The 22,699-nt window shown below is 53.7% G+C and carries 19 protein-coding genes; 8 read left to right on the forward strand and 11 right to left on the reverse strand.

What is annotated here, in order from left to right:
- The first annotated feature begins 108 nt into the window (after positions 1–108).
- Together Q0O33_RS07770 and Q0O33_RS07775 are read left to right on the forward strand one after the other, a co-directional pair.
- Positions 109–303 (forward strand): SDR family NAD(P)-dependent oxidoreductase, encoded by a 195-nt coding sequence (locus Q0O33_RS07770; RefSeq protein WP_295497946.1) that lies wholly within the window; start codon positions 109–111, stop codon positions 301–303.
- A 677-nt stretch (positions 304–980) separates the two neighbouring features.
- On the forward strand, positions 981–1,541 hold the full coding sequence (locus Q0O33_RS07775; protein ID WP_295497947.1) for a hypothetical protein: 561 nt from the start codon (positions 981–983) through the stop codon (positions 1,539–1,541).
- Positions 1,542–1,941: 400 nt separating this feature from the next.
- Here Q0O33_RS07775 and Q0O33_RS07780 read toward each other — a convergent pair whose 3' ends face one another.
- Entirely contained in the window at positions 1,942–3,234 is a 1,293-nt protein-coding gene (locus Q0O33_RS07780) for a tetratricopeptide repeat protein (protein WP_295497948.1), read from the reverse strand.
- A gap of 781 nt (positions 3,235–4,015) precedes the next feature.
- On the opposite strand from Q0O33_RS07780, the gene Q0O33_RS07785 reads away from it, so the two are divergent.
- From Q0O33_RS07785 to Q0O33_RS07800, 4 genes are read left to right on the forward strand one after another with little or no spacing between them, the layout of a single operon-like run.
- Positions 4,016–4,789, forward strand: a complete 774-nt coding sequence (locus Q0O33_RS07785) for a glycosyltransferase family A protein (RefSeq protein WP_295497950.1) — start codon at positions 4,016–4,018, stop codon at positions 4,787–4,789.
- Positions 4,786–5,721, forward strand: coding sequence for a hypothetical protein (locus Q0O33_RS07790; protein ID WP_295497952.1), 936 nt, complete (start codon positions 4,786–4,788; stop codon positions 5,719–5,721). The genes Q0O33_RS07785 and Q0O33_RS07790 overlap by 4 nt, the downstream gene beginning before the upstream one ends.
- Positions 5,718–6,263 (forward strand): DUF2141 domain-containing protein, encoded by a 546-nt coding sequence (locus tag Q0O33_RS07795; RefSeq protein ID WP_295497954.1) that lies wholly within the window; start codon positions 5,718–5,720, stop codon positions 6,261–6,263. The genes Q0O33_RS07790 and Q0O33_RS07795 overlap by 4 nt, the downstream gene beginning before the upstream one ends.
- Positions 6,260–7,435, forward strand: coding sequence for a glycosyltransferase (locus Q0O33_RS07800; protein WP_295497956.1), 1,176 nt, complete (start codon positions 6,260–6,262; stop codon positions 7,433–7,435). The genes Q0O33_RS07795 and Q0O33_RS07800 overlap by 4 nt, the downstream gene beginning before the upstream one ends.
- A 235-nt stretch (positions 7,436–7,670) precedes the next feature.
- On the opposite strand, the gene Q0O33_RS07805 is transcribed toward Q0O33_RS07800, so the two are convergent.
- Positions 7,671–9,167 (reverse strand): FG-GAP-like repeat-containing protein, encoded by a 1,497-nt coding sequence (locus tag Q0O33_RS07805; RefSeq protein WP_295497958.1) that lies wholly within the window; start codon positions 9,165–9,167, stop codon positions 7,671–7,673.
- A gap of 208 nt (positions 9,168–9,375) precedes the next feature.
- Here Q0O33_RS07805 and Q0O33_RS07810 point away from each other — a divergent pair, with 208 nt between their 5' ends.
- On the forward strand, positions 9,376–10,740 hold the full coding sequence (locus tag Q0O33_RS07810) for a peptide MFS transporter (protein WP_295497960.1): 1,365 nt from the start codon (positions 9,376–9,378) through the stop codon (positions 10,738–10,740).
- A gap of 10 nt (positions 10,741–10,750) precedes the next feature.
- Here the strand turns inward: Q0O33_RS07810 and Q0O33_RS07815 are convergent, their stop codons facing one another.
- The 5 genes from Q0O33_RS07815 to Q0O33_RS07835 all read right to left on the reverse strand — a co-directional run bounded on the left by Q0O33_RS07815 (position 10,751) and on the right by Q0O33_RS07835 (position 17,337).
- Entirely contained in the window at positions 10,751–12,115 is a 1,365-nt protein-coding gene (locus Q0O33_RS07815; RefSeq protein WP_295497962.1) for an FAD-dependent oxidoreductase, read from the reverse strand.
- Positions 12,112–13,779 (reverse strand): choline dehydrogenase, encoded by a 1,668-nt coding sequence (gene betA, locus Q0O33_RS07820; protein WP_295497964.1) that lies wholly within the window; start codon positions 13,777–13,779, stop codon positions 12,112–12,114. Before betA ends, Q0O33_RS07815 begins: the two co-directional genes overlap by 4 nt.
- Positions 13,766–15,763, reverse strand: a complete 1,998-nt coding sequence (gene betB / locus Q0O33_RS07825; RefSeq protein ID WP_295497966.1) for a betaine-aldehyde dehydrogenase — start codon at positions 15,761–15,763, stop codon at positions 13,766–13,768. The genes betA and betB overlap by 14 nt, the downstream gene beginning before the upstream one ends.
- A 63-nt stretch (positions 15,764–15,826) precedes the next feature.
- Positions 15,827–16,405, reverse strand: a complete 579-nt coding sequence (locus tag Q0O33_RS07830) for a hypothetical protein (protein ID WP_295497969.1) — start codon at positions 16,403–16,405, stop codon at positions 15,827–15,829.
- Positions 16,402–17,337 carry a sterol desaturase family protein gene (locus Q0O33_RS07835; protein WP_295497971.1) on the reverse strand — a complete coding sequence of 312 codons (936 nt, stop codon included), beginning with the start codon at positions 17,335–17,337 and terminating at the stop codon, positions 16,402–16,404. Before Q0O33_RS07835 ends, Q0O33_RS07830 begins: the two co-directional genes overlap by 4 nt.
- Before the next feature lie 90 nt (positions 17,338–17,427).
- On the opposite strand from Q0O33_RS07835, the gene Q0O33_RS07840 reads away from it, so the two are divergent.
- Positions 17,428–18,330 (forward strand): LysR family transcriptional regulator, encoded by a 903-nt coding sequence (locus tag Q0O33_RS07840; protein ID WP_295497973.1) that lies wholly within the window; start codon positions 17,428–17,430, stop codon positions 18,328–18,330.
- A 97-nt stretch (positions 18,331–18,427) separates the two neighbouring features.
- Here the strand turns inward: Q0O33_RS07840 and Q0O33_RS07845 are convergent, their stop codons facing one another.
- The 4 genes from Q0O33_RS07845 to Q0O33_RS07860 form a co-directional block, all read right to left on the reverse strand.
- A complete protein-coding gene (locus Q0O33_RS07845; protein ID WP_295497975.1) occupies positions 18,428–18,715 on the reverse strand; it encodes a hypothetical protein in 288 nt (95 codons plus the stop codon).
- 419 nt (positions 18,716–19,134) lie between these two features.
- On the reverse strand, positions 19,135–20,253 hold the full coding sequence (locus Q0O33_RS07850) for an acyl-CoA dehydrogenase family protein (RefSeq protein ID WP_295497977.1): 1,119 nt from the start codon (positions 20,251–20,253) through the stop codon (positions 19,135–19,137).
- 89 nt (positions 20,254–20,342) lie between these two features.
- Positions 20,343–21,968 (reverse strand): alkaline phosphatase D family protein, encoded by a 1,626-nt coding sequence (locus tag Q0O33_RS07855; RefSeq protein WP_295497979.1) that lies wholly within the window; start codon positions 21,966–21,968, stop codon positions 20,343–20,345.
- Positions 21,969–22,082: 114 nt separating this feature from the next.
- Positions 22,083–22,679, reverse strand: a complete 597-nt coding sequence (locus Q0O33_RS07860; RefSeq protein WP_295497981.1) for a TetR family transcriptional regulator C-terminal domain-containing protein — start codon at positions 22,677–22,679, stop codon at positions 22,083–22,085.
- Between the last annotated feature and the right edge of the window lie 20 nt (positions 22,680–22,699).

Below are 22,699 nucleotides of genomic sequence, written 5' to 3' on the forward strand. Positions count from 1 at the left end.
GACGCTTGCTGACGTTGGCAGCTATGCGGCGCCGCGCACATATGGCGTCCGGGCCGAGTTCGCCTTTTAAGCCTGCCCGGTCGCGCTTTTAAAGAAATGGTCCACGGTATGGGCACACTTGCAGGCCGCACGGTCATGATCACGGGCGCATCATCTGGTCTGGGTGCCCATTTCGCCAGACTATGTGCGAAAGCAGGCGCGCAGGTCGTCGTCGCTGCGCGTCGGGTTGATAGGGTGAAGGCCTTGGCTGATGACATTCAGCACAGGGGCAGCAAAGCCTTTCCAGTTGCGCGCTTGGATTGAGATGTTCTCGCTCTTTTATAGCGTGATAGGCTGAAAAGCATTTCGAAGCTATCTGAATGGCGCTGTCGTCCGTTAGACACAGTTTTGCCAATTCGATTGGATCGTCGTCGCATATCTCCTTGAGCAGGGAAAAGCTTCCCAAAAAGTCGACTATCTCCCTATCTTCTTGAGCTGACACCATGATCTTCAAATACCTTGCCCATTGATTGCTAGCTTCTGGTGATGATCTAAATGTGGGCAGTGCGCTAGACCGAAAATGTCCCCCACTGGGCGATGAGCAGTTCGGAACACGATACATAGAGGAGCGTTGGAGTACAAAATAGAATCAAGCGCTCAAAAAATTGAGTTATCTATCTGTAAAATTTGCATAATATGACGAATTTTGCACAGCTAAAAAATGCACAAAACGTGCACACGACCCAAAAATACATAATAAATTATTGATTTATAATAATTATTTTAATCATTAAGTGCCCTCCGAAGGGCGGCGGCAGAAACCCCGAATTCCCTCACTGCCGCAAAAAGGAAATCGTGATCTATCCAATATTGACGATTTCAATAATAATAAGGCTGACCTGAAATAAATTGACTCTGATCATATTCGGGCGAACACCCGAGCGGAATTAGAAACGCACGACGGTAGAATACTATTTAACAATTTGTACGTCAGGGAAACTATGAAATTATTATTATGTGCAGGGCTTGCTTTGGCAAGCGCACCTGCTTTCGCTCAATCAAACACAACATCGCAACCAGCAACAGCTTCTTTGGCTGCAGAGCCTACAGTTGCAGCAATTGCGCCGTCTAAGGACAACATCCTGCGGGCTGGCACGGGCGTATCGGTTCGCTTGCTCGAAGAACTTACCACTGAACGCAAGGTAGCACGTGTAGGGCAACGCTTTCGAATGGAAATAGCTGAGACCCTAATGTTGAATGGAAAAATAGTCATTCCATCGGGGTCACCTGTACAAGGCGAGATTACTGAAGTTCGCAACAAAGGGATGTGGGGCAAGTCAGGGCACATTACCGCAAGGGTCTTGTACGCCACTGTTGGTGGAAGACAGGTAAGACTATCAGGTACGTTTGACGATAAGGGTGTGACCGGAACTGCAGGCGTTGTTGGAGCAATCATTCTGGTGCCAGTAGTTGGATTTTTTGTCACTGGGACAAGTGCAAGAATTGCTAGTGGGTCAGTCGCAGGAGCTTTTCTGGATGAGGACATCACTGTCCTACCTTAAGAGTACCTAAATAGACCTTAATGTCCTGCAGAATGGACACGGAAGGTCTGGCGTTTACGGGAGTGCGAAGATCCGCATTCCCGTATTTCGTAAAACCAAATATCAGAACGGCTGGAGCTAATGGCTACGTAACTGATCTGAGCGCATCTCAAACAAGCTCCAAAATCATCTTAACTATCTGTAAAACCAGTAGAATATGACGAATTTTGCACAGCTAGAAAATGCACAAATCGTGCACACGACCCAGAAATACGTCATAAATTATTGATTTATAATGATTATTTTAATCATTATATGCCCTCCGAAGGGCGGCGGTAGAAACCCCGAATTCCTTCACTGCCTAAAATTAAGCCAACATTGCCAAGTGAGCTGTCGGCGCAAAGTTTAGCACATCAGTCTATTACGCTCCAAGACGACGAAGTAACGCTTTAGCATCCTCGTCACCCTCTTCGGCAGCCTTGCGGCACAAGTTCACTGCCTGAGCATTGTCTTTAGCAACGCCCTCACCCTTTTCGTACATTTGACCAAGGTTGCACATTGCGACTGAATTACCTTGGTCTGCGGCTGAGCGGTACAAGTTTACCGCTTCGTCGTAATCTTGTGTGACGCCCTTACCGTCGTAGTACATCGTACCGAGGGCGTTCTGGGCATTCACATTCCCTTGCTCTGCTGCTAAGCGGAACCAATTCACGGCTTCATTGTAATCTTGCGTGACACCCTCACCGTCGTAGTACATCAAACCAAGACTGGTCTGCCCTACTGCATCCCCCTGGTCTGCGGCTGAGCGGTACAAGTTTACCGCTTCGTCGTAATCTTGTGTGACGCCCTTACCGTCGTAGTACATCGTACCGAGAGAGTTCTGGGCATCCACATTCCCTTGCTCTGCTGCCGAGCGGTACCACTTCATTGCTTCTTTGTAATCTTGCGTGACACCCTCACCGTCGTAGTACATATCAGCAAGATTGATCTGAGCATCTGCATTGTCTTGTTCTGCTGCTAAGCGGAACCAATTCACGGCTTCGTTGTAATCTTGCGTGATACCTTCACCCTTGCGGTATATCTCCCCAATCCGGTTCTGCGCATCTTTGTCCCCTTTTACTGCTAACAAGCGGTACCACTGCAATGCTGCTTTGTAATTTTGCGGGACACCTTGTCCTTCGAAGTACATCGTACCGAGAGCGTTCTGGGCATCCGCATTCCCTCCCATTGCTGCCGACTGGAGCCATTTCAATCCCTCTTTGTAAACTTCCGAGCCGACATCACCGATGCGGACCATCAATTCACCAAGATTATACTGGGCAACCGCATTATCTTGCTCTGCTGCCAACCGGTACCATTTCACGGCTTCGTCGTAATCTTCCTGAACGCCATTACCAGTGTAGCGAAAGGAGTACATGTCACCAAGAGCTCTCTGCGCATCCGCATTCCCTTGTTCTACCGCCAAGCGGAGCCACTTCACGCCTTCGTTGTAATCTTGCGTGACGCCGTTACCACTGAGGTACATTTCACCAAGAGCTCTCTGCGCATCCGCATTCCCTTGTTTTGCTAACGGGCGCCATTCTCTCAATGCTGTTTCGTAGTCACCTTCATTGTAAGCCATCTGAGCCTTCACAGAAGGCTGCGCATAGGCAACGCTGACATTTGCTAAAATAAGGGAAAGTGCCAAGACAACAGATTTTATTGCGTGTTTCATATGCGCCCCCTGGTTTCCACCCACTGCAGCAAGGGTTGCTCATATAAAGCTTCCAATGCGTAATCACCGATCCAATTACCGTTGGTTCTAGCAAAAAGATCCGAGCGTTCAAGAGACTTAAAGAAGGGTATATTTTGGATCTTGAAGGCATCCGTCCGACCCTTGAGGGTGAATTTTGACGGTGAATTTCCCTATCGTAGACGGCAACTCCGACCAGACCAACGAGCACAGAAAATCGGCTTCTAAAAATCATCTTAAATATCTGTAAAACAGTCAGAATATGACGAATTTTGCACAGCTAAAAAATGCACAAAACGTGCACACGACCCAAAAATACATAATAAGTTATTGATTTATAACAATTATTTTAATCATTAAGTGCCCTCCGAAGGCAGAGGCCAGAGGTTCGAATCCTCTTGGGTGCGCCATTTAACTCATTGATATATAACAATATTTAAACGCAGCGATGTGCCGATTGCGGCTTAAATAAAGCTTTTTAGCTATGCACAAATCGTGCACAAATTTCTGTGTTCATTCGCCAAGTTCCTGATTGGGCTGAGAAAGTCGGAGGAATGCGGTTTATGGCTATTGACGGTGATGTTCGGATTGGTCTGCGGGGTACCGGGCGGGAAGCCGAACGCTTTGCTCTGAATGACCATCAGGAACCCTCAGGAGACTTTTGTGACAGCGCGTATATATTTCTATCATAAATCTGACGCAGTTCTGACACTACGCTTTGGTAAATGAATGCAATGGCTACTTAGTTTATCGGGGGTAGCTTGTGCGTTGGTCTATTGTCATACCTGTTTATAATGAGGCAGACTTTTTGCCACAGACCTTAGAGTCGATTATTGCACAGACGACAGTTTTTGATTTGATCATCGTCGACAACGGTTCGACCGACGGCTGCATTGATAATGCACGCATGCAGCTTGCTGATCATCATGGCAACGTAACCTTCTTACATGAACCTCGGCCTGGTCAGGTTTATGCCTTGCAGACCGGAATCGCAGCGGTCGATTCGGAATTCACGGCGATTTGTGACGCCGACACTTATTATCCACCGCATTATCTAGAAGCTGCGACTTTGCTGTTTGACACAAATGGCGCGGAGTATGTCGCTGCATGTGCCTATCTTCGCCGCGAACGATTTTTTGCGGGCTTGGGCAGCATGATGCACCGGCTGCTCGCTGCGAATATTTTGCCACATCAAAACCATACCAGCGGGGCCGCGCAGACTTTCCGGACAGCCGCATTGCAGGCCGCAGGAGGGTATGATCCTTCTTTGTGGCCATATGTTTTAAAAGATCATGAATTGATGCACCGCGTGCTGAAACAGGGACGGCAAATTTATCATTCGAAATTTTGGTGCACGACATCAGACCGTCGGGCTGACCGCCGCAATGTACGTTGGACGCTGGCGGAGCGTGTGATGTACCATTTGACCCCGCGGTCACGGCAGCATGACTTTTTCTACCGGTTTTTAGCCAATCGGTTCGATGCGCGTGGACAGCGCGATACAGTTCTGCGAGACCGCAACTGGGTTGTCGCGTGACCTTGACCGCCACACCTTTTGCGCATCTTGATTTGCCAGCGCTCAAGCCCGAGCGAAAGCTTTGGTCGACCTGGCTGTCGCGTATCCTGTCGGGTGCTTTGTTGATCGCCCTCGTGCTTCAACTTGGCCAGATAGACGCGAAGCAGTTGCACAATGCATTACCGCAAAATTTATGGTTTCTGCCGGTTCTACTCGCATTATATTTCGCTCTTCCCATTGCCGACTGGATTATTTTTCGGCGTCTTTGGGCATTGCCTGCGTCAGGCTTTTTTATCCTTCTTGCCAAACGCATCGGCAATGAAGTGCTCATATCCTATTCTGGCGAAGTCTATTTTTATCTATGGGCGCGTAAACGCACGGAATTAAGCGCGGCGCCCTTTGGGGCCATAAAGGACGTCAACATTCTCTCTGCCTTGGCGGCAAATCTCGTCGCGTTGCTGTTGTTGCTTCTAACCTATCCATTTTTGTCGCAACTGCATCTTGGCGCCTATACGGATACGTCCGTCATATGCGCCGCTGCCCTGTTGTTGCTGTCGTTCCTGATATTGTTCTTTTCGCGCCGTGTATTCACGCTTGAGCGTACGCAACTATGGTGGATTTTTGGAGTCCACATTCTTCGTTTAGCGGCAGGCGTGCTTTTGTGTGCCTTATTATGGTTCATAATTTTACCAGGACCGCATTTTGGCTTTTGGCTGGTCTTATCGATGATACGGCTCCTGGTCGGACGGTTACCGTTTTTGCCGAATAAGGAAGCCCTTTTCGCCGTCATCGCTATATTCTTAGTCGGCCAGGACAGCGCGGTTTCAACACTGATAACACTTACGGCGACCACAATCTTGGCACTACATATATTGGTCGCGGCATTATTGGGGGCATTGGCGCTGCTTTTCCGAAATCGCGACATATTTCCCGAAATGGGCAAATCGTCATGAAGTATATCTTGGCCCTCGCAATCATCGGCGCATCTGTTTCCGCGCACGCTAACGTCCCACCTAAGGCGGAACGCGGGCGAAGTGGCGCAGATTGTCGGGCGGCGGAAACAGGCCCAGCGGTAAGCGTGACCGTTATCGGCTTAAAGGACCGCAAAGGTAAGCTCATCCTGGAACTTTACCCCGACAATGATGCTGATTTCCTTCAAAGCGACAAGCTACTGATTGCGGCTGGCAAACCCTTTAGGCGGGTGCCGATGACGATGCCGAGTGCCGGCCCCGTCTCGATATGCATTCGCGCGCCGGCTCCTGGACGATATGCGTTGGCGCTGCTGCATGATCGTGATGATAATGGAAAGTTCGGTCTTTCGGGGGATGGGGTCGGTTTTGCCAACAACCCCAGGTTGGGCTTGCGTAAACCAAAGGCCAAGGCAGTCGCACTTGCGGTTGAGGCGGGTGTGCGGCCGATTTCAATTGTCATGAATTATCGGCAAGGAATTGGCGTTGGCCCGGTCAAAAGTCAAACGGCCGGGGGGCAGCCATGAAGATCGTCGATGTCTGCGAATTTTACGCGCCCGAAGGTGGCGGCGTCCGGACATATATCCATGCGAAGCTCGCATTTGGAGCGCGGCTTGGGCATGCCATAACGGTAATTGCGCCGGGCAATAGAGACGAAGTGGTCGAATATGGAAACGAGTGCCGCATCATCTATGTAAAAGCGCCGCCGCTGCCTTTTGACAAAAAATATGGCATGTTCTGGGACGCGGCGCCAGTTCACGCCATTTTGGACGCCGAACAACCCGATGTGCTGGAGGCATCCTCCCCATGGCGCGGTGCATGGATTGCCCGAAGCTGGAACGGCAAGGCTCTTCGGTCGATATTCATGCATCATGACCCGCTGTCGGCTTGGGCCTATCGCTGGTTCGATGGCGTTGCCTCGCACGATACCATTGATCGGCAGTTTGAGTGGTTCTGGCGTTATCTCAGGCGCATGTGTAACAGTTTTGACTACACCGTATGTGCATCGCCCAGCCTTCAAAAAAGGCTGGCCAGTGGCGGCATCTTTGGTGCTGTCAATATCCCCATGGGGGTAGATGCAGGGGTCTTTTCGCCGGCACGGAGACATATGTCGGTTCGCCGGGATTTGTTGGCCCGTTGTAACTTACCCGATACGGCGACATTGTTATTGGGCATTGGGCGCCATACGCCTGAAAAACGCTGGCCTTGCCTAGTTGATGCGGTATCCCGGGTGGCGGCAAAACGGCCAGTGGGCTTAGTGTTGATTGGCAATGGCCACCAGCAGGCGTCAATCATTGAGCACGTAAACGGCAACCCGCATATCCAGTTGCTTGAGCCTGTCCGCAATCGCACCGCGCTGGCGACGATAATGGCGAGTTGCGATGCGCTGGTGCATGGGTCATCTGCAGAAACATTTGGACTTGTCGCGTCGGAGGCTCTGGCGTCTGGGCTGCCTTTGCTACTCCCAAATGCAGGCGCGGTCGCAGATATTGCCCATCCTGATTTCAGCGAAACGTATGTGCCTGGGAACGCGCATGATGCTGCACTGGCGCTCATGCGGCTTTTGGATCGCGATCAACATCAGCTTCGGTCGGCTTCGCACCGCGCAGCTATGACTGCTCGCACACTCGACGAGCACTTTACGGAACTATTCCAGACATACGCCGACACCATTTCAGAAAAAAAGGAGGCCGCATAATGACCGCAATCTTGCGCATGTACCACCACATAGCAGTAGTCCCGACACGGGGCACGAGGCGACGGTTGAACCAGATCGTGCGTTACCCAAAACCTTTATGGTATTATCTTTTGCGCTTTGCGTTCCGCAACAGTCAGTAATAGCCAAAAAATAGTATTGCGCGGAATGTCGGTTAGGCAAGCGTTCATGCTTCATTACTGTTTCGGCGCGACAGTAGCTGCGTTCATCTAGGTCATCATGGCTTTTTGAAGCTGAGATTAAACGTATTGATGATGTAGGCTTTCTCGGTCGCAGAGCCGCCATATTGATAATATAAAAGTTCAGGACCGCCATCAGCGTTGAAATCTCCCACGGCTAACAAACGCCCCGATTGGTTTTGAGGGAGCGTCGCTGCCAAACGCGAAAAGCGGCCAGACCCCTGATTGAAGAACACAAGCAGTTGGCCATTGCTGAGGCCGTAGACAATGTCTTTCAGGCTATCACCATCTAGATCTTGTATAAAAACATCAGGTGACCAGTTGAGGCGCGCCGCGCGGATGTCCGATTGATCCTGCGGGATCGCGTCGGCGGTTATATCGGTAAAGACGCCCCGATCATTTCTCAGCAGCTGCAGATAATTGCCGCCATAATAAGGGACATATCTGGAATGTTGGATAAGCAAGTCCAAATCGCCATCCTTGTCGAAATCGGCGCTTCTGGTTTCCATATGCAGATTTGTATCAATGCCATAAATGCTGGGTGGCAAAGCCACGCCCTCATTGAAAAAAAAGCGCCCATTCTTGTTGAAGAAAAGCAGGCTCGGTGTCGAGCCATGGCCAAATCCGGCCACGAGATCAGCAAATCTGTCGCCGTTCAGATCAGCCAGATGCAGATCGAGAAGAAGGTTGAAGCCCTCATTGCCCTCCGATCTTGGATTGGTCATCGGAACCGAAAGCAATTGTTCAAAAAATGGGTCGTTTGATGCCGTAAATCGTCCGCTGGACTGCTGCGTGAGTAAGACAGGGCGGAAGCCATCTCCAAAAGCCGTCCAGTTTCCGATTAATATATCATCTAAGCCATCACCATTCACGTCGCCCGCTGCCATCGAATGGGCGTCCACCGCATCATCTGGCAATGTATCCTTATGGGGTAAGCGCGGGATCGCATTCGCAACGGCCCCAATGGTTCCGGACCTTTGCCCAATCAGGACAGCGCTGCCATGTGCTTTGGGATCGCGATATGAACCCGAAACATTGTGCGCCACGAAAAATGCCATCGGCTTCCCCGCAACCTGCAAAGCTGCGGCCCGCCGCGCGCCAAAGACAGAGGGCAATTGGGCGTTCAATCCAGAATCATAGCGCAGACGGCCATCCGCGTTTGAGAGCAGCACATAAGGTAAGGCCGCATAAGCGGGGGTACCATAAGCCTTGCTCAACGGAATGATGACCTCTGGGTATCGCCCCCCCTCAAAATCCAAAGCCATGCTGGCTTGAGGGAAGATATCAGCAACACCGCCGGGATAATTTACCCCGGCATAGGTATAAGTCGGCACAAGATCGCGTGTCGCAAACCTATGGACCTCATAAGCAAATTTGATTTCGATAAAGGGCGCGGTTGCCGCGGGCGTAGATGTCCCTTGTGATTGGTTGGGCGTGCCAGCGTTCGCAGTGGAGCCCGAGCTGTCTCCGCCACAACTTGCCAGTAGGAATGCACAAAAAGGTGCAAGCGTTAAGGCGGCAAAGCTAAATTTCACGCTCGGCTCCTCTTCAGATCATATGTACGATCATCAAAATATTGGGCACTACTGCCGCGATGTTTCCTATCAAAGTCGGCTATCCTAACGTGATGCGATGATATTGCTACTGTGCGCTTAGCAGCGTCCATCATTCCCTTGCACCCTGCACTTAAGCGGGCATAGTAACACATGCGACTAGGGCGCACAGAATATCGGGGGAATAAGCGTGGGTAGCATCGAACAAACCGCTATTGGCCAGCCATCCGGTCACCCCAAAGGCTTATTCTATTTATCCTTCACTGAGATGTGGGAGCGCTTTTCCTTTTATGGGATGTCGGCGTTGCTCACGCTCTATATGGTGAAAGAGCTGCTGCTGCCGGAAAATGCGGCGCAGGTCATTGGCCTCCCCGCCCTTCGCAATCTGTTCGAGTTTCGGGGGGCGATGAGCGACGTTGCTTTTTCCGCAATCATTTATGGTTGGTATGCCGGGCTTGTCTATTTCACGCCGATCGTCGGGGGCTGGGTTGCCGACCGGATATTGGGGGCAAAGCGCACGGTAATGCTCGGCGTCATCTTGATGAGCGCGGGGCATCTGGCGATGTCCTTTTATGCCAGCTTTCTATTCGCGCTCTTGCTTCTGATCCTGGGGTCAGGATTTCTGAAGGGCAATATTTCTGCGCAGGTTGGCGCATTGTACCCCCCGTCTGATGAGTCCATGCGGTCACGCGGCTTCACCATTTTTTCGACCGGTATCTGCATTGGCGCTGCAAGCGGGCCGCTCGTGACGGGTCTGGTTGCGGCGGTCTATGGCTGGCATGCGGGGTTCGCGGTGGCCGCCGTGTTGATGCTGGTTGCGCTGCTTGCCTATATATTGGGTCAGCGCCATTTACCCGATGATCGTCCAGTAGCCCGCAAACGCGAAAAATCTGCGCCGATGACCAAGGCTGAGCGCAAACGCTTATGGGTCCTCCTCCTCGTCATTGCCCTGACTATACCGGCCGAAATTGCCTATCCGATGGTGTGGAGCATCGGTATCTTGTGGGTCGATCAATATGTGAATTTGGCGACATCGCTGGGCGACGTGCCCTCCAGTTGGTTTGCATCGATGGATTCCATCGGCGCCATATTGGCGGCCCCTGCGCTGGTGATATTTTGGGCATGGCAGGCAAAGCGTGGCATCGAACCGAGCAGCGTGACGAAGGTCGGTATTGGATCCACCATAATTGCCGTTGCCGCGCTTCTTTTCGCTTATGGCAATATGGGACACAGCGGGCCCGACAGTGTGGACGCCGGATGGGCCATTGCGGGCTGGCTGATCATGGGGCTGGCCTGGATGTATTATTGGCCGACAACTTTAGCCATCGTCAGCCGAGCCGCCCCTGCGGGTATGGCCTCTATTTTGATGGGCGTTGCCTTCCTCTCGCCCTTTATCGGGCATGTGCTGGCGGGATGGATCGGCAGCTATTTTGACCAAATGCACCCGTCGGTTTTTTGGGCAATGGATGCCGCCATCGCGCTGGCTGGCGGCATTCTCATCCTGCTGTTCCGCAAACGCCTCCAAGCGACGCTGGAATCTGACCTCGCTTCGTAACGGCGCTAACTTAAAATAGGCGCGCGCCTTGGCGGCGGAGTTCTTGTTGCACGTCGCTAATATTGACCTCAGAAAAATCGCGATCCGATTTGACGGCCATTGCCGCGGCAACGCCCGCGCCCTGCCCCGCAACGGCGCAGCACATCATGTTGCGGACCGCAGCATGGCTGACCTTATCGCCGCCAATCACGCGGCCAGCGGTAATCAAATGCCGGACATTTTTGGGTAACATCGACCGGTAAGGCAGTTGAAAATAGCGCCCTGTCGTCGGCAAGATAAGATAGCCATAGCCGTCGATAAATTCGGGAAAGATACCGATGCTATCGTCAAAGCGGCCTTGCTCCATCACATCATCGGCGGTCATATTATACACCGCATCAATCTTGCGCGTATCGCGAATGCCCAATGTCATACCGAAGTTGCGCAACTTGGCATCTTCGCAGCCGGGCATAAACGCTTGCAACGCTGCAATGGCATGCATTGCCTGCTTACGCCCTGCCATTTCTCCATGTGTCAGGGCATCGGGGTCTGTGCCGTCCAGATATAAATGACACATGTTGAGATAGGTCAAATCCCCCTGATCCGACACTGTGCCCCAAGTGCCAGCCATTGTCTTAACGCTATCGGGTATCAGGCCCGCCTCTAACGCCTTTTGAAAGGGCTTGCGCAAAAAGGGCGAGAACATTTCATCCTCTTTACCGCTGGTAATCACTTCCCACTCCCCGCCCACGGCCCAGTCGCCATAGGTTTGCGGATCGGCCTTTACCGCATCGATGAACCGCGTCTTGTTCACGCCGCACATGGAAAACATGACCGAGACCGACATCATTTCGTCCACGGGGTGCATATGCGTGGGCGCGCCAGCACGGTGGGCAATGTCGGCATCCCCTGTCGCGTCAATCACCCGTTTGGCAAGAATGGCCTCCCGGCCCGCCTTGCTTTCGACAATCACGCCACGGATTGTGTTCCCATCCATGATGGGCGCCACACATAATCGGTGCAGCATGGGGATGACGCCGGCTTCCTCGACAAGCGTATCTGCGACAAATTTGAAGGCTTCGGCATCCAGACTATGGCTGATCGATTGCGGTTCCGGCATGGCCGCGCCCATCAATTTGGCGCGGTCTTCAAATTCACGCCCGATGCCTTCGCTGTCGATGGTGGCTGGGTGCCGATACCATGCGAAGCCCTCCACCCCGACCTGCGTGATATTGCCGCCGAAACAGCCATAACGTTCGAGCAAGGTTGTTTCGACGCCCGCCCGCGCCGATGCCAATGCGGCCGCAAGGCCACCGGGGCCAGAGCCGACGACGAGGACATCGGTGTGGCGGATCACATCAACTTTACGGGCTGGCTCAACTATCGTTTCTATCATCTTTGGGCATCATTCCAATTTGGCGCGACGTAAAATGGCGCATTCGATGGGGCGAGCATCGGCTTGCCAAGAATATGATCGGCCGCCTTTTCCCCGATCATGATCGTTGGCGCATTCAAATTGCCTGTGGTGATGGTCGGCATCACGCCGCTATCCACCACGCGCAGCCCTTGGACACCGATGACACGCAATTCGGGGTCAACCACGGCCATCGGGTCACGCGGGCTGCCCATCTTGCATGTGCAACTTGGGTGCAGCGCGCTTTCGACATGTTCGGCAATGAAGGCGTCAATTTGCGCATCGGTAACACAGTCCGCGCCGGGTTGAATCTCACGCCCGCGAAATGGCGCAAAGGCGGGTTGTTGGAAAATCTCCCGCGTCAGCCGCACACAGGACCGCATGTCTGTCCAATCGTCAGGATGGCTCATATAGTTGAACAAGATTTTGGGCTTGTCGTGCGGATCTGCGCTTTTGAGCGTTACGGTGCCCCGGCTTTTTGACCGCATGGGGCCGACATGGGCCTGAAAACCATGTTCGGATGCCAGCGACGATCCGTCATAATTGATCGCCATCGGAAAGAAATGATATTGGATATCGGGGTATTTGATACCGGCACGGCTGCGGATGAAGCCACAGCTCTCAAACTGGTTTGACGCCCCCAACCCCGACCGACCCAATAGCCATTGTGCACCGACCATGAATTTACCGAGCAGATTTGCCTTGCCGTACAAAGTGATGGGCTGGGTGCAGGCCATTTGGAAATAAAATTCCAGATGATCCTGTAGGTTCGCGCCCACACCCGGACGGTCCGCGCGCACCTCAATGCCATGCGCTTTTAGCTCCTCTGCTGGACCAATGCCGGAAAGCTTGAGCAGCTGCACGGAATTGATAGGCCCGCCCGACAAGATGACTTCGCGCCCCGCGTGCACCTGATGCATTTGACCTGCGCGTTCATACTCCACCCCGATGGCGCGCGTGCCGTCAAACAGGATGCGCGTCACCAGTGCCTTTTCTATGACTTTCAGATTGGTTCGCTTGCGCGCTTCGTACAAATAGGCCTTCGCCGCTGAACAGCGCGTGCCGTTCCGCACCGTCATATCCATCCGGCCAAAGCCTTCTTGGGCATAGCCGTTATAATCTTCGGTCAAGCTATAGCCCGCTTGCTGCGCCGCATCGAGCCAGGCCTGATGCAGCGGATTGTCGAGCGGGCCATAGCTGGTCGACAAGGGGCCATCGCCGCCGCGGTAGGTGTCCCCGCCTTCGGCCCGCCCTTCGGCGCGTTTGAAATAAGGCAGCACATCGGCATAGCCCCATCCTGTTGCGCCTTCCTCTTCTTTCCAATGTTCAAAATCGAGCGCGTTGCCGCGCACATAGACAAGGCCGTTGATGGATGATGATCCGCCCAGCCCCTTGCCGCGGGGGCAATTCAGGCGTCGGTTGTTCAAATGCGGCTCCGGCTCGCTTTCATAACCCCAATTCCACCTTTTGGTGTTCATGGGGTAGGCAAGTGCGGCGGGCATCTGAATCAAGACCGAGCGGTCACTGCCGCCATATTCTAGCAATATGACCTGATGCGCACCATCGGCGCTCAACCGATCCGCCAGCACGCACCCAGCCGACCCAGCGCCGACAATGATATAATCTGCGGCCTCAATAGGGTGCATCGATTGGTTCCATCGCGACATAGACGCTTTTAAGTTGGGTATAATGTTCAATCGCCGCCTTGCCATTTTCGCGGCCAAGACCCGATTGTTTATTGCCGCCAAATGGCATTTCAATTGGCGTAATATTATAAGTATTTATCCAGCAAGTGCCCGCCTCCAACGCCGCGATCACACGGTGGGCGCGCGTCAGATTGTTGGTGAAAATACCGGCCGCCAAACCAAATTCGGTGTCATTCGCCCGCGCGACAACCTCCGCCTCATCTTCGAAATCGAGCACCGCCATGACGGGACCAAAAATCTCTTCGCGCACAATAGCCATGTCATCGGTGCAGTGCGTAAAGATAGTCGGCTCGATAAACGCCCCTTGGGCCAGATTGCCACGCACCGCCCGCTTTCCGCCTGTGAGCAAAGTGGCGCCCTGCTCCCGCCCCAGAGCAATATAACCTAAGACCTTTTCCATATGCGCTTGCGAAATCAATGCGCCCATTTGCGTGGCGGGATCGAGCGGGTCGCCGATCACCATCGCCTGCGTCCGCGCCTTCAATTTTGCCAGAAACGCATCACGGACATTTTTATGCACAAAAACGCGGGTCCCGTTGGTGCACACTTCACCCGCCGAATAAAAATTGGCGAGCAACGCGCCCGATACCGCTTCGTCCAAATCGGCATCTTCAAAGATGATCAAAGCCGATTTTCCGCCCAGTTCAAAGGTAACATATTTCAGCGTGCCTGCAGCATCCACCATCACCTTTTTGCCCGTGCCCACTTCGCCGGTCAGCGACACTTTGGCGATGTCGGGATGGAGGCTGAGCAATCGGCCCGTCTCGGCTTTGCCTTGTACGACCTGAAACAAACCATCGGGAAGGCCCGCCTCAAGATAGACTTTCTCAAGCTCTATCGCGGTGAGTGGCGTCAACTCCGCAGGCTTGAAGATCATGGCATTGCCGCACGCCAAAGCGGGCGCAGATTTCCAACACGCAATTTGTATGGGGTAATTCCACGCGCCAATGCCCGCAACGACGCCCAAGGGCTCCCGTCGGCTGTAGCCAAATGCACCCGTGCCCAGATCATGATGTTCACCGGCAATGGTGCGCGCAAGCCCCGCATAATATTCGATACAATCCGCACCAGATATAACATCCACCGCGCTGGTTTCTTGAATGGGCTTGCCCGTATCTTGCGTTTCAAGCCGCGCAAGAATGTCATTGCGTTCCACCAGCAAAGCAGCGGCGCGGTGCAGAATTCGCCCCCGCTCTACACCCGGCGTTTTCGCCCATAGCTTTTGGGCATGGGCCGCGCGGGCCACAGCCTTGTCGACCTCTGCCTGTCCGTCGATGCGGATGGTCGCGAGCAATTGCCCTGTCGCTGGGTTGATCGTGTCAAAATGCGATGCAAGCGGCGCAGGTCGCGTGGCAGACACATTGCGCGCAATGAAATCAAAAATAAGGTCGCGGGCCAACCCATTCTGCAGCGCCGCCCCGCCATTCATCGCCGCACGCAGCCAGACGCCGTCAATCATAGCCGCTATGGTATGCGCCATGGGTAATATTTCACGCGTGTCGACCAGCTTTCGCAGATCAAACTTTAAATTCGACAACATGCGTTGTTGATGCGCCCTTTGCACGCGCGCCAGTTGCGGCACATGCAGCGCCTGTCCCCAGAAAGACAACCAAACCCGCGCCATTTCCTCGGAAAAATCATTATGCCCCAAATGCGAGTCCACCAACGCCTCTATGCGCGCGCGGGGTCCGGCAGCCAGCTGGAGGCGCGCCGTTGCCTGATGGTTCAACTGGCGTACGACGGCGCGGAAGGCGGCTTCGAGCAAGGCGTCTTTGCTCGTGAAATAATGCACGATCAGCGCCGCCGAGATATTTGCATGGCGCGCAACCTTATTGAACGTGAATTCAACTATTCCATATTCAGCCAAAACAGCAATTGCCGAGGCAATAATATGTTGACGACGATCAGTTTTAACTTGAGGCATGAGCTGGCGTATCAAACATTGAACGCCTATTCAACACCGGCCGTCAGACAGGCTGGATTTTGGTTACGACACGCGCTGTTTGGTAGTCATCAAACCCTTTGCCAGCGCCGCGAGCGCCAGCGCGATGATTAGATGATAGGCATGCCAAGATACCGCCTCATCCAGCCACGCCGCACGGCGGATGAACAATGTATTTGCAAGCATCACGGCGCAGGCAACAGGCACAAGCCATGAAGGCCGCGATGGGCCGGGCCGCACAATCGAGGCAGCAAATGCAACCGCAAGAGCCAGCAAGAATAAGGGGCCCAGAAAGGGTTTCGCGAACCAGAAGATCGCCAAGGCAACGGATAATATAATGAAAATTATTGCTATCCCATTTCGGCCTTTCGGCGGGAGCAAATAATGCGCCAAAATCGCGAAGGCCCCGGCAAGGCCCAAATATTGCGACGCACCGGAATGCAACGCGGCCAATGCATCCTGCAAGCCGCCGCCAAAGCGCACCACGCCAATACAGGCCGCCACCCCGAAACACGCCATGGCAAATGCAGGCAAAGCCTTCATGTTTCGCCAAAGCGCTTGTCCTGCAAATAAGGAGACGAGCACTATGGCCGCATCCGATAATGCGTAATGGGCGGGCATCATGTTCTCGGCAACGGCCCGATTGCATCATTTTGGGTCAGCAAACCCGCCTCACGTTTAATATCCGCTGATGTCAAACGTGATCCATCATGGCTCCAGCCGGGCGGCGCAAAAATATAACACAATCTCTGCCACACACTCAGCCCGCGCTGCGTCGCATCTTGCGCTATGCCCACATATTCATGCGTTAAGATAGTGACGGGGTTGAATGTCTCCAGATTTTTGACCAAGCCATAATCAACGGGCACGGCGCGGTCCTCCTCCACAAATGTGCCAAACATGCGATCCCAGATGATCAGCGTGCCCGCAAAATTCGCATCCAAATACTCTGGATTTCGCCCATGGTGCACACGGTGGTGGCTCGGCGTGTTGAAAATAAATTCAAACCAGCGTGGCAAACGATCAATCGTCTCGGTGTGGAGGAAGAATTGGTAGGTGGCATTTAAGACCCCGCAAAAAATAACCAATACCGGGTCAAAGCCGATTAAAATCAGAGGAATTTTCAGCATCATCGTGCCGGTAAAATGTTTCATCCAACTTTGGCGTAGCGCAATGGGCATGTTAAAATTGGTGGATGAATGATGCACGACATGCATGGCCCAACCCCACCGGACGCGGTGGCATATGCGGTGGTGCACGTAGAACCGCAGATCATCGAGAACGAAGCACAATAAGAACGTTCCCCAAGTGGTGGGAATGTCGCCCACGGCAAAGGGGGCTGCGGCAAACAAAGCGCCGGTGGTGATGAAGGCAAATATCGCGTTTACAGGGTCACTTGCGAGCCCCAGAAAAATCGAGAGCGCCGAATCTTTCAACGGCACATCGCCCTTGCGTTTGAACATGCGAATGGCGCCCAGTTCGAACAATATGCCCAGTGCAAAAGCGGCAAGTGCGATTACGAACCAATTTTGGTTGATAAACTGCCCTATGGTCACACATTTCCCTCCCAAGATTGATGACGGAAATAAACGGGCCAAAAATTTATAAAATTGAATAATAAATGCATATTATGTAATTATTGGAACATGAATATAAATCTGAATAGACTATCCCGGTTTGTCGCCGTGTATCGCCACAAAAGCTTTAGCAGGGCCGCACACGAGCTTGGCATGACACATTCGGCGCTTACCAAATCGTTGCAATTGCTTGAACAAGAACTGGGCACAGAATTGTTCAACAGGACCACACGCAGCGTTGTCCCCACAGATGCCGGCAACCGCCTCGCGCAAAGGGCGGAGGAGCTTTTGGCTTTAGCCGATCAAATCGGTGATGAAGTCTTATCGGGCACACGACATTTGCGGCTCATTGCCGGGCCCGCCGTGATGGAAGCATCCTTAGCGCCAGCCCTCACCTCCTTTTACAAGGCGTATCCCGACATTCGCGTGACCGCCGAAACTCTTCCTTTAGATATCGCCGCGGACCGGTTGCGCCAACGCGAAGCGGACATGTTGCTTTTTCACTCCACGAGCGTGAGCGCCATTCCCGAACAGCGGTTGTTTCGCATCAATAAGATTATCGACGAGGCCTATGTTGCCGTGATGCGCCAAGACCATCCGGCGCTGCAAGGAACCTTGGGCGCGGATGAAATGCTGCAGTATAAATGGGCCATTCCGGGCTATGATAGAAACTACCGTTCCGCCATTCCGTCAGATATAGAGGAAAAACATCGCCGCTCAGGCTTCCCGCATTACCGCGTTCTCAGTCTCGTGTCGTGCCTCGCTCTGGTCGCGGAAAGCGACATGATTACCTTATTGCCCGCATCCTTCGCGCATCGCGAGGCACGTGCGCTTAACCTGACGGTCATGCCCATGCCCCTCAGCGACGGCGCGCGCTATGACGTCAGCGCCATCACGCTTAGAAATGCTAATCCTGACCCTGCGGTGCATGCGTTGATAAAGGCTTTTGCGATACAAAAGGATGCTGGCTAAATTTCTACCCACATCACCGCCACCTGTTCATATCGTTGCACACACATATAGATTCACTCGATGGTCTTGAATCCTCGCACCATTCCCTTCCAATGCGTCACGAAGGAGAGTCATATTTGGTCAACGACAAAACGCAAATTTGAAAAGGGCGTTGATCGTCAAGTAGTTGACGCTTGGTAATCTCGATAAGGTCCTGCGCCTTTTTCACCGCCATAGCCGTTAAGGCATTGCCCGTTTCTGCTGGGCTTGACTGCACTTTAACATCGTCGACATCTGACGCCACGGCGCGCAGCATTTTTTCCAATTGCGCACGCGTCAGCTTTATCGGAACGTCAAACGTATGAATTTGATCCGTCACATCGGAATCGCTCTGTAAATCAAACATATTCCTCCAGCTGCTCGCATTATGGAAAAACATCGGTGCATAGGATCGCAATATGCACCCATGTTTCGCGTTCGTGCAAAATGAACATGGATAAGTATCAAGGCGACCCGATACTTATGCCTTATATTCAATCCGTTAAGTCAGGTGCGTATAAATGCACGGCATATCGCCGCCGGAACGGGAATGAATACAGCCAATATGAAACTATATCGCGAAACTTAGCCAATACTGCGGCTTAGAGATACATTGTAAAAAAAGGTAAACTTTTACCGTCTTGAAAATGACGTCGGGATCCGCTGCTCTGTTGACTATATATGGATCGGCCAAACGCGTTTTGGCGCCGCGACCGCGGGCGCGTAACCTGTCTTCGACCGACCGTGCAGTGATTATCAGAAGTCAGAAAATTGCATGAAGCCCATTCACCCAAGCAGCAAAGGAGCCAGCTTTGCGCGTTGCCATGCCGCATCGCCAAATTGCGACGCATGAAATATTGCCGCGCGGCGATGCAGGCCTGCATCGCAATCATGGGTAAAGCCAAATCCGCCATGAAATTGAATCGCCCGGTCGGCGGCAAAGCTATAGGTTGCATCTGCCGCCGCCTTGGCCATGCGCACGGCGATTTCGCCAACGCCTTGGTCACTGAAACTATTGGCCGCGCTATACAAATGCGACCGCGCCTTTTCATATTCGACATAAGCGTCAACCGTCGGGTGCTTCAGCGCCTGATATTCGCCGATAAGCTTGCCAAATTGCTTGCGCGTTTGCAGGTAACTGACGGTATAATCGATTACGCTTTGCGATCCGCCACACATTTCCGCGCTCTGCAGCAGATTGGCGGCCTGTTCGATATGCGCCAAGGTGGATGTCGCACGGTCGATTTCCAGCAACGCCGCGCGCCCCACGACCAAGCCATCGAGCGATAAGGCAAAGCTGCGCTTGGTTTCGTCAATAATCGCCTCGCGGCGCAGGCGGCCCTCAACGTCGGCAGCGGTCAACAAGACCAAAGCGGGCTTGCCATCCAAATGCACTGACGCAATGACGACATCGGCGGTCTCGGCCCATGCCACAAATAATTTCTCGCCGGACAGATGCACATTGTCACCCTCCTGCTTTGCCGTCGCCGTTATATTCTGCAGGTCCCAGTCGCCATGCGCTTCGGACAAAGCCAGCGTGCCGATTGCGCCTTCTGCAAGCTTTGGCAGCCATTCGGACGTTTGCGCTTCCGTGCCGCCCACCATGATCGCCTGTGCCGCCAAGGTCGTTGATACCAAAGGCGATGCCATCAAATGCCGCCCCATTTGTTCGACTACAGGGACAACCTCAGCCAGCGTCAGGCCAACGCCTCCATGCGCCTCAGGTATCGATATGGCCGTCCAGCCTAAGGCCGCCATTTCGCCCCAGACATCGGCGTCATAGCCCAAATCGCTGTCCATCAGCTTGCGGACGCGGTCGATAGGCGATTTGTCGCGACAAAAGCTCGTGGCCACATCCAAAAGCTCGATCTGTTCTTCGCTATATCCCAGCCCGGCCATTTGCATGTCATTCTCTCCTCACGCCACTGCTGCATCTATGGCGTGAGGGATGGCACAAAATCAAGGCGATTTAACTGGGCGGTTAAATTAGCCGCTTATGCTTGCTCCAATATCTTGCGGCCAGGCCGCACTTTCATTTTATGGCCCGTCTTGGTGGCAAGCGACACGTCCTTGACCGTCTGCATGAACACCCATTCATTGGTTGCCGCCTGTGGCGTGAGCGACAAATGCATATAGCCGCGGTTGGATGTATCGACCCAGCGCAATTCCTGTTTGCTGGTGCCAAGCAAGCTGCGCGCGACGTCGGCTGGGTCCGTGAACGGAATCGCACTTTCAAAGCCCGGCGACGAGACGCTGTGGCCGCCAAATTCAACGCCAGCAGGCTTTCCGCCTTCGGGCAGGTCATAAGCCCAGCCATTGTGGCTATCGCCCGTTACCACCACCAAATTCGCGTCTGCGCGCTGCGCCGCCGCCAACAAGCGCGAACGCGCTGCAGGGTAACCGCCCCAATTGTCGAGATTATAAGGTAAGCCTGCCTTTGTCGCAGCGATGCCCTGCCGCACATAATTACGCGCGCGTTCGGGGGCAAATTGGGGCACCCAATCCATCGCGCTCTCCGGCGTGTAGTTATAGCCCATATTGGTACCCGAACCGAGCACCGCCCATGTCGAACTGTTGCGGCCAATCGCGCGTGCTAGCCACGCTTCTTGTTCGCTGCCCAACATCGTCATGGACGGATCGCGCCACGCGCCATCACGATATTCGGAAAGTGCCTTTGCCGGATCACCAGAGCGAAGAAGGTCACTATAAGCATAAGGCTTGGTCCGCGCGACTGCGCGCGTGTCGGTGCGATAATAAGTCGCAAGCTCGCCAATCGGATATTCCTTCCACGGTTGCTCACCCACAGGCAACCATTCGCGCCATACCTGCATTGCGGCGTTGCGCCGGGAATTCCAGTCGCCTTCATCCACGCTGTGGTTTTGCGCGCCGCCTTCCCAACTGTCATTGGCGGTTTCATGATCATCGGTATTGGCGATCATCGGGAAGTTTGCGTGCAGCGCCTGTAACTGCGTGTCCGAACGATAGCTGGCATAGCGCAAACGATAATCCGCCAATGTCAGGATTTCATCCGCCGGGAAAATGCGCGCGGCAAATTTTGCGCCGCCATCATAGCCGCCACGGCCATATTCATAAATATAGTCGCCCATGTGCAGCACGAGATCAATGTCATCGCGCGCAGCGGCATGGCCATAAGCGTTGAATTCACCAAAGCCCAAATTGGAGCAGGAAAACACCGCGATATTAAATTTCGCCGCTTTGCCCACGGGCAGAGTCTTGGTGCGGCCGATGGGCGAAATGCTGCCATCGGGCGCGATGAAGCGGAACCAATGCCATTTGCCCGGCGCAAGATTGTCGACGGTGATTTTCACCGTATGGTCGCGCCATGGCCCCGTGACCATTTCACCGCCACCCGCAATCTTGGCAAAATCCTGACTTTCCGAAATCTCAACACGCACTTTGGATGCGCCGCCCGTTGGGTTCACATAACGTGTCCACAACAGCACCGAGTCCGGACCGGGCTCACCGCTCGCGACATTATGGGTAAATCCGGTGAGGCCCAAAAGCGTCTGCGCCATCGCAGCGCCGCCCGGCAGCATCAGCCCGCCCAGACCAAATCCCGCGGTTGCCAGCAATTGGCGGCGATCGATTAGTAATGACATGTCCGGCTTCCCCCTTTTGTATTCCCAAATATCCGTTGGGTGCACCGCAACGGTGCTTCGCAGCACTGGCTAATCCATTGCTGTTGCAGCGCTGTGACAAGCGCGCTTGCCATCTCAAATAAAACTATCCAGCCATTTTTCGGCCAAAGCCTCAGCCTCGCTAACGCTGAAAGGCGCGTTGCCCAGACTGAGTTCAAGCCACAGGCCATCAACCAAGGCGGTCAGCGCCACGGCGGCCAATCGGGCGTCTGTGGGTGCATTGGGGCAGGCAAGGATCAGCTGCTCCATATCCTGCCGGTTTTCGGCATAGATTTCGTCATGGATTGCACCAATGGCCGGCACTGTGCGCGACAGGCTCCAAAACGCCAGCCAAGTGGCGAGCAACTCCGGATCGGCAATCGGCGCGCGAAAACTTGCGGTGACAAAGGCTAGCAACCGGCCACGCGGGTCCTCTGCCGTAACCGCATCAACCGCAGCGTGCAAAGCCGCCGCGACCCGCGCCCCCGTCGCGCGATAGGTTGCGGCGACCAGCGCATCAATGCCATCAAAATAATGCCGCAGCAAACCCGCCGAAACCCCTGCCTCCACGCAAATTGCGCGCACCGATGTCCCATGCGCCCCGCGCGTGGATAAGCAGCGCGCCGTTGCCGCAATCAATGCGTCGCGGCGTGTATCAGCACTTTCGCGGGTGAAGACTTGTCGCAATTGCATGCCGCTGTTATACACTCGTA

Origin of the sequence: Sphingorhabdus sp. EL138, from assembly GCF_945862485.1 — a bacterium.
In the GTDB taxonomy this organism is placed as follows: domain Bacteria; phylum Pseudomonadota; class Alphaproteobacteria; order Sphingomonadales; family Sphingomonadaceae; genus Sphingorhabdus_B.

Coding starts and splice junctions, on each gene's coding strand:
- Q0O33_RS07770 (WP_295497946.1), top strand. CDS start 109: ATGGGCACACTTGCAGGCCGCACGGTCATGATCACGGGCGCATCATCT.
- Q0O33_RS07775 (WP_295497947.1), top strand. CDS start 981: ATGAAATTATTATTATGTGCAGGGCTTGCTTTGGCAAGCGCACCTGCT.
- Q0O33_RS07780 (WP_295497948.1), bottom strand. CDS start 3,234: ATGAAACACGCAATAAAATCTGTTGTCTTGGCACTTTCCCTTATTTTA.
- Q0O33_RS07795 (WP_295497954.1), top strand. CDS start 5,718: ATGAAGTATATCTTGGCCCTCGCAATCATCGGCGCATCTGTTTCCGCG.
- Q0O33_RS07800 (WP_295497956.1), top strand. CDS start 6,260: ATGAAGATCGTCGATGTCTGCGAATTTTACGCGCCCGAAGGTGGCGGC.
- Q0O33_RS07815 (WP_295497962.1), bottom strand. CDS start 12,115: ATGATAGAAACGATAGTTGAGCCAGCCCGTAAAGTTGATGTGATCCGC.
- betA (WP_295497964.1), bottom strand. CDS start 13,779: ATGCACCCTATTGAGGCCGCAGATTATATCATTGTCGGCGCTGGGTCG.
- betB (WP_295497966.1), bottom strand. CDS start 15,763: ATGCCTCAAGTTAAAACTGATCGTCGTCAACATATTATTGCCTCGGCA.
- Q0O33_RS07830 (WP_295497969.1), bottom strand. CDS start 16,405: ATGATGCCCGCCCATTACGCATTATCGGATGCGGCCATAGTGCTCGTC.
- Q0O33_RS07840 (WP_295497973.1), top strand. CDS start 17,428: ATGAATATAAATCTGAATAGACTATCCCGGTTTGTCGCCGTGTATCGC.
- Q0O33_RS07845 (WP_295497975.1), bottom strand. CDS start 18,715: ATGTTTGATTTACAGAGCGATTCCGATGTGACGGATCAAATTCATACG.
- Q0O33_RS07850 (WP_295497977.1), bottom strand. CDS start 20,253: ATGCAAATGGCCGGGCTGGGATATAGCGAAGAACAGATCGAGCTTTTG.
- Q0O33_RS07855 (WP_295497979.1), bottom strand. CDS start 21,968: ATGTCATTACTAATCGATCGCCGCCAATTGCTGGCAACCGCGGGATTT.
- Q0O33_RS07860 (WP_295497981.1), bottom strand. CDS start 22,679: ATGCAATTGCGACAAGTCTTCACCCGCGAAAGTGCTGATACACGCCGC.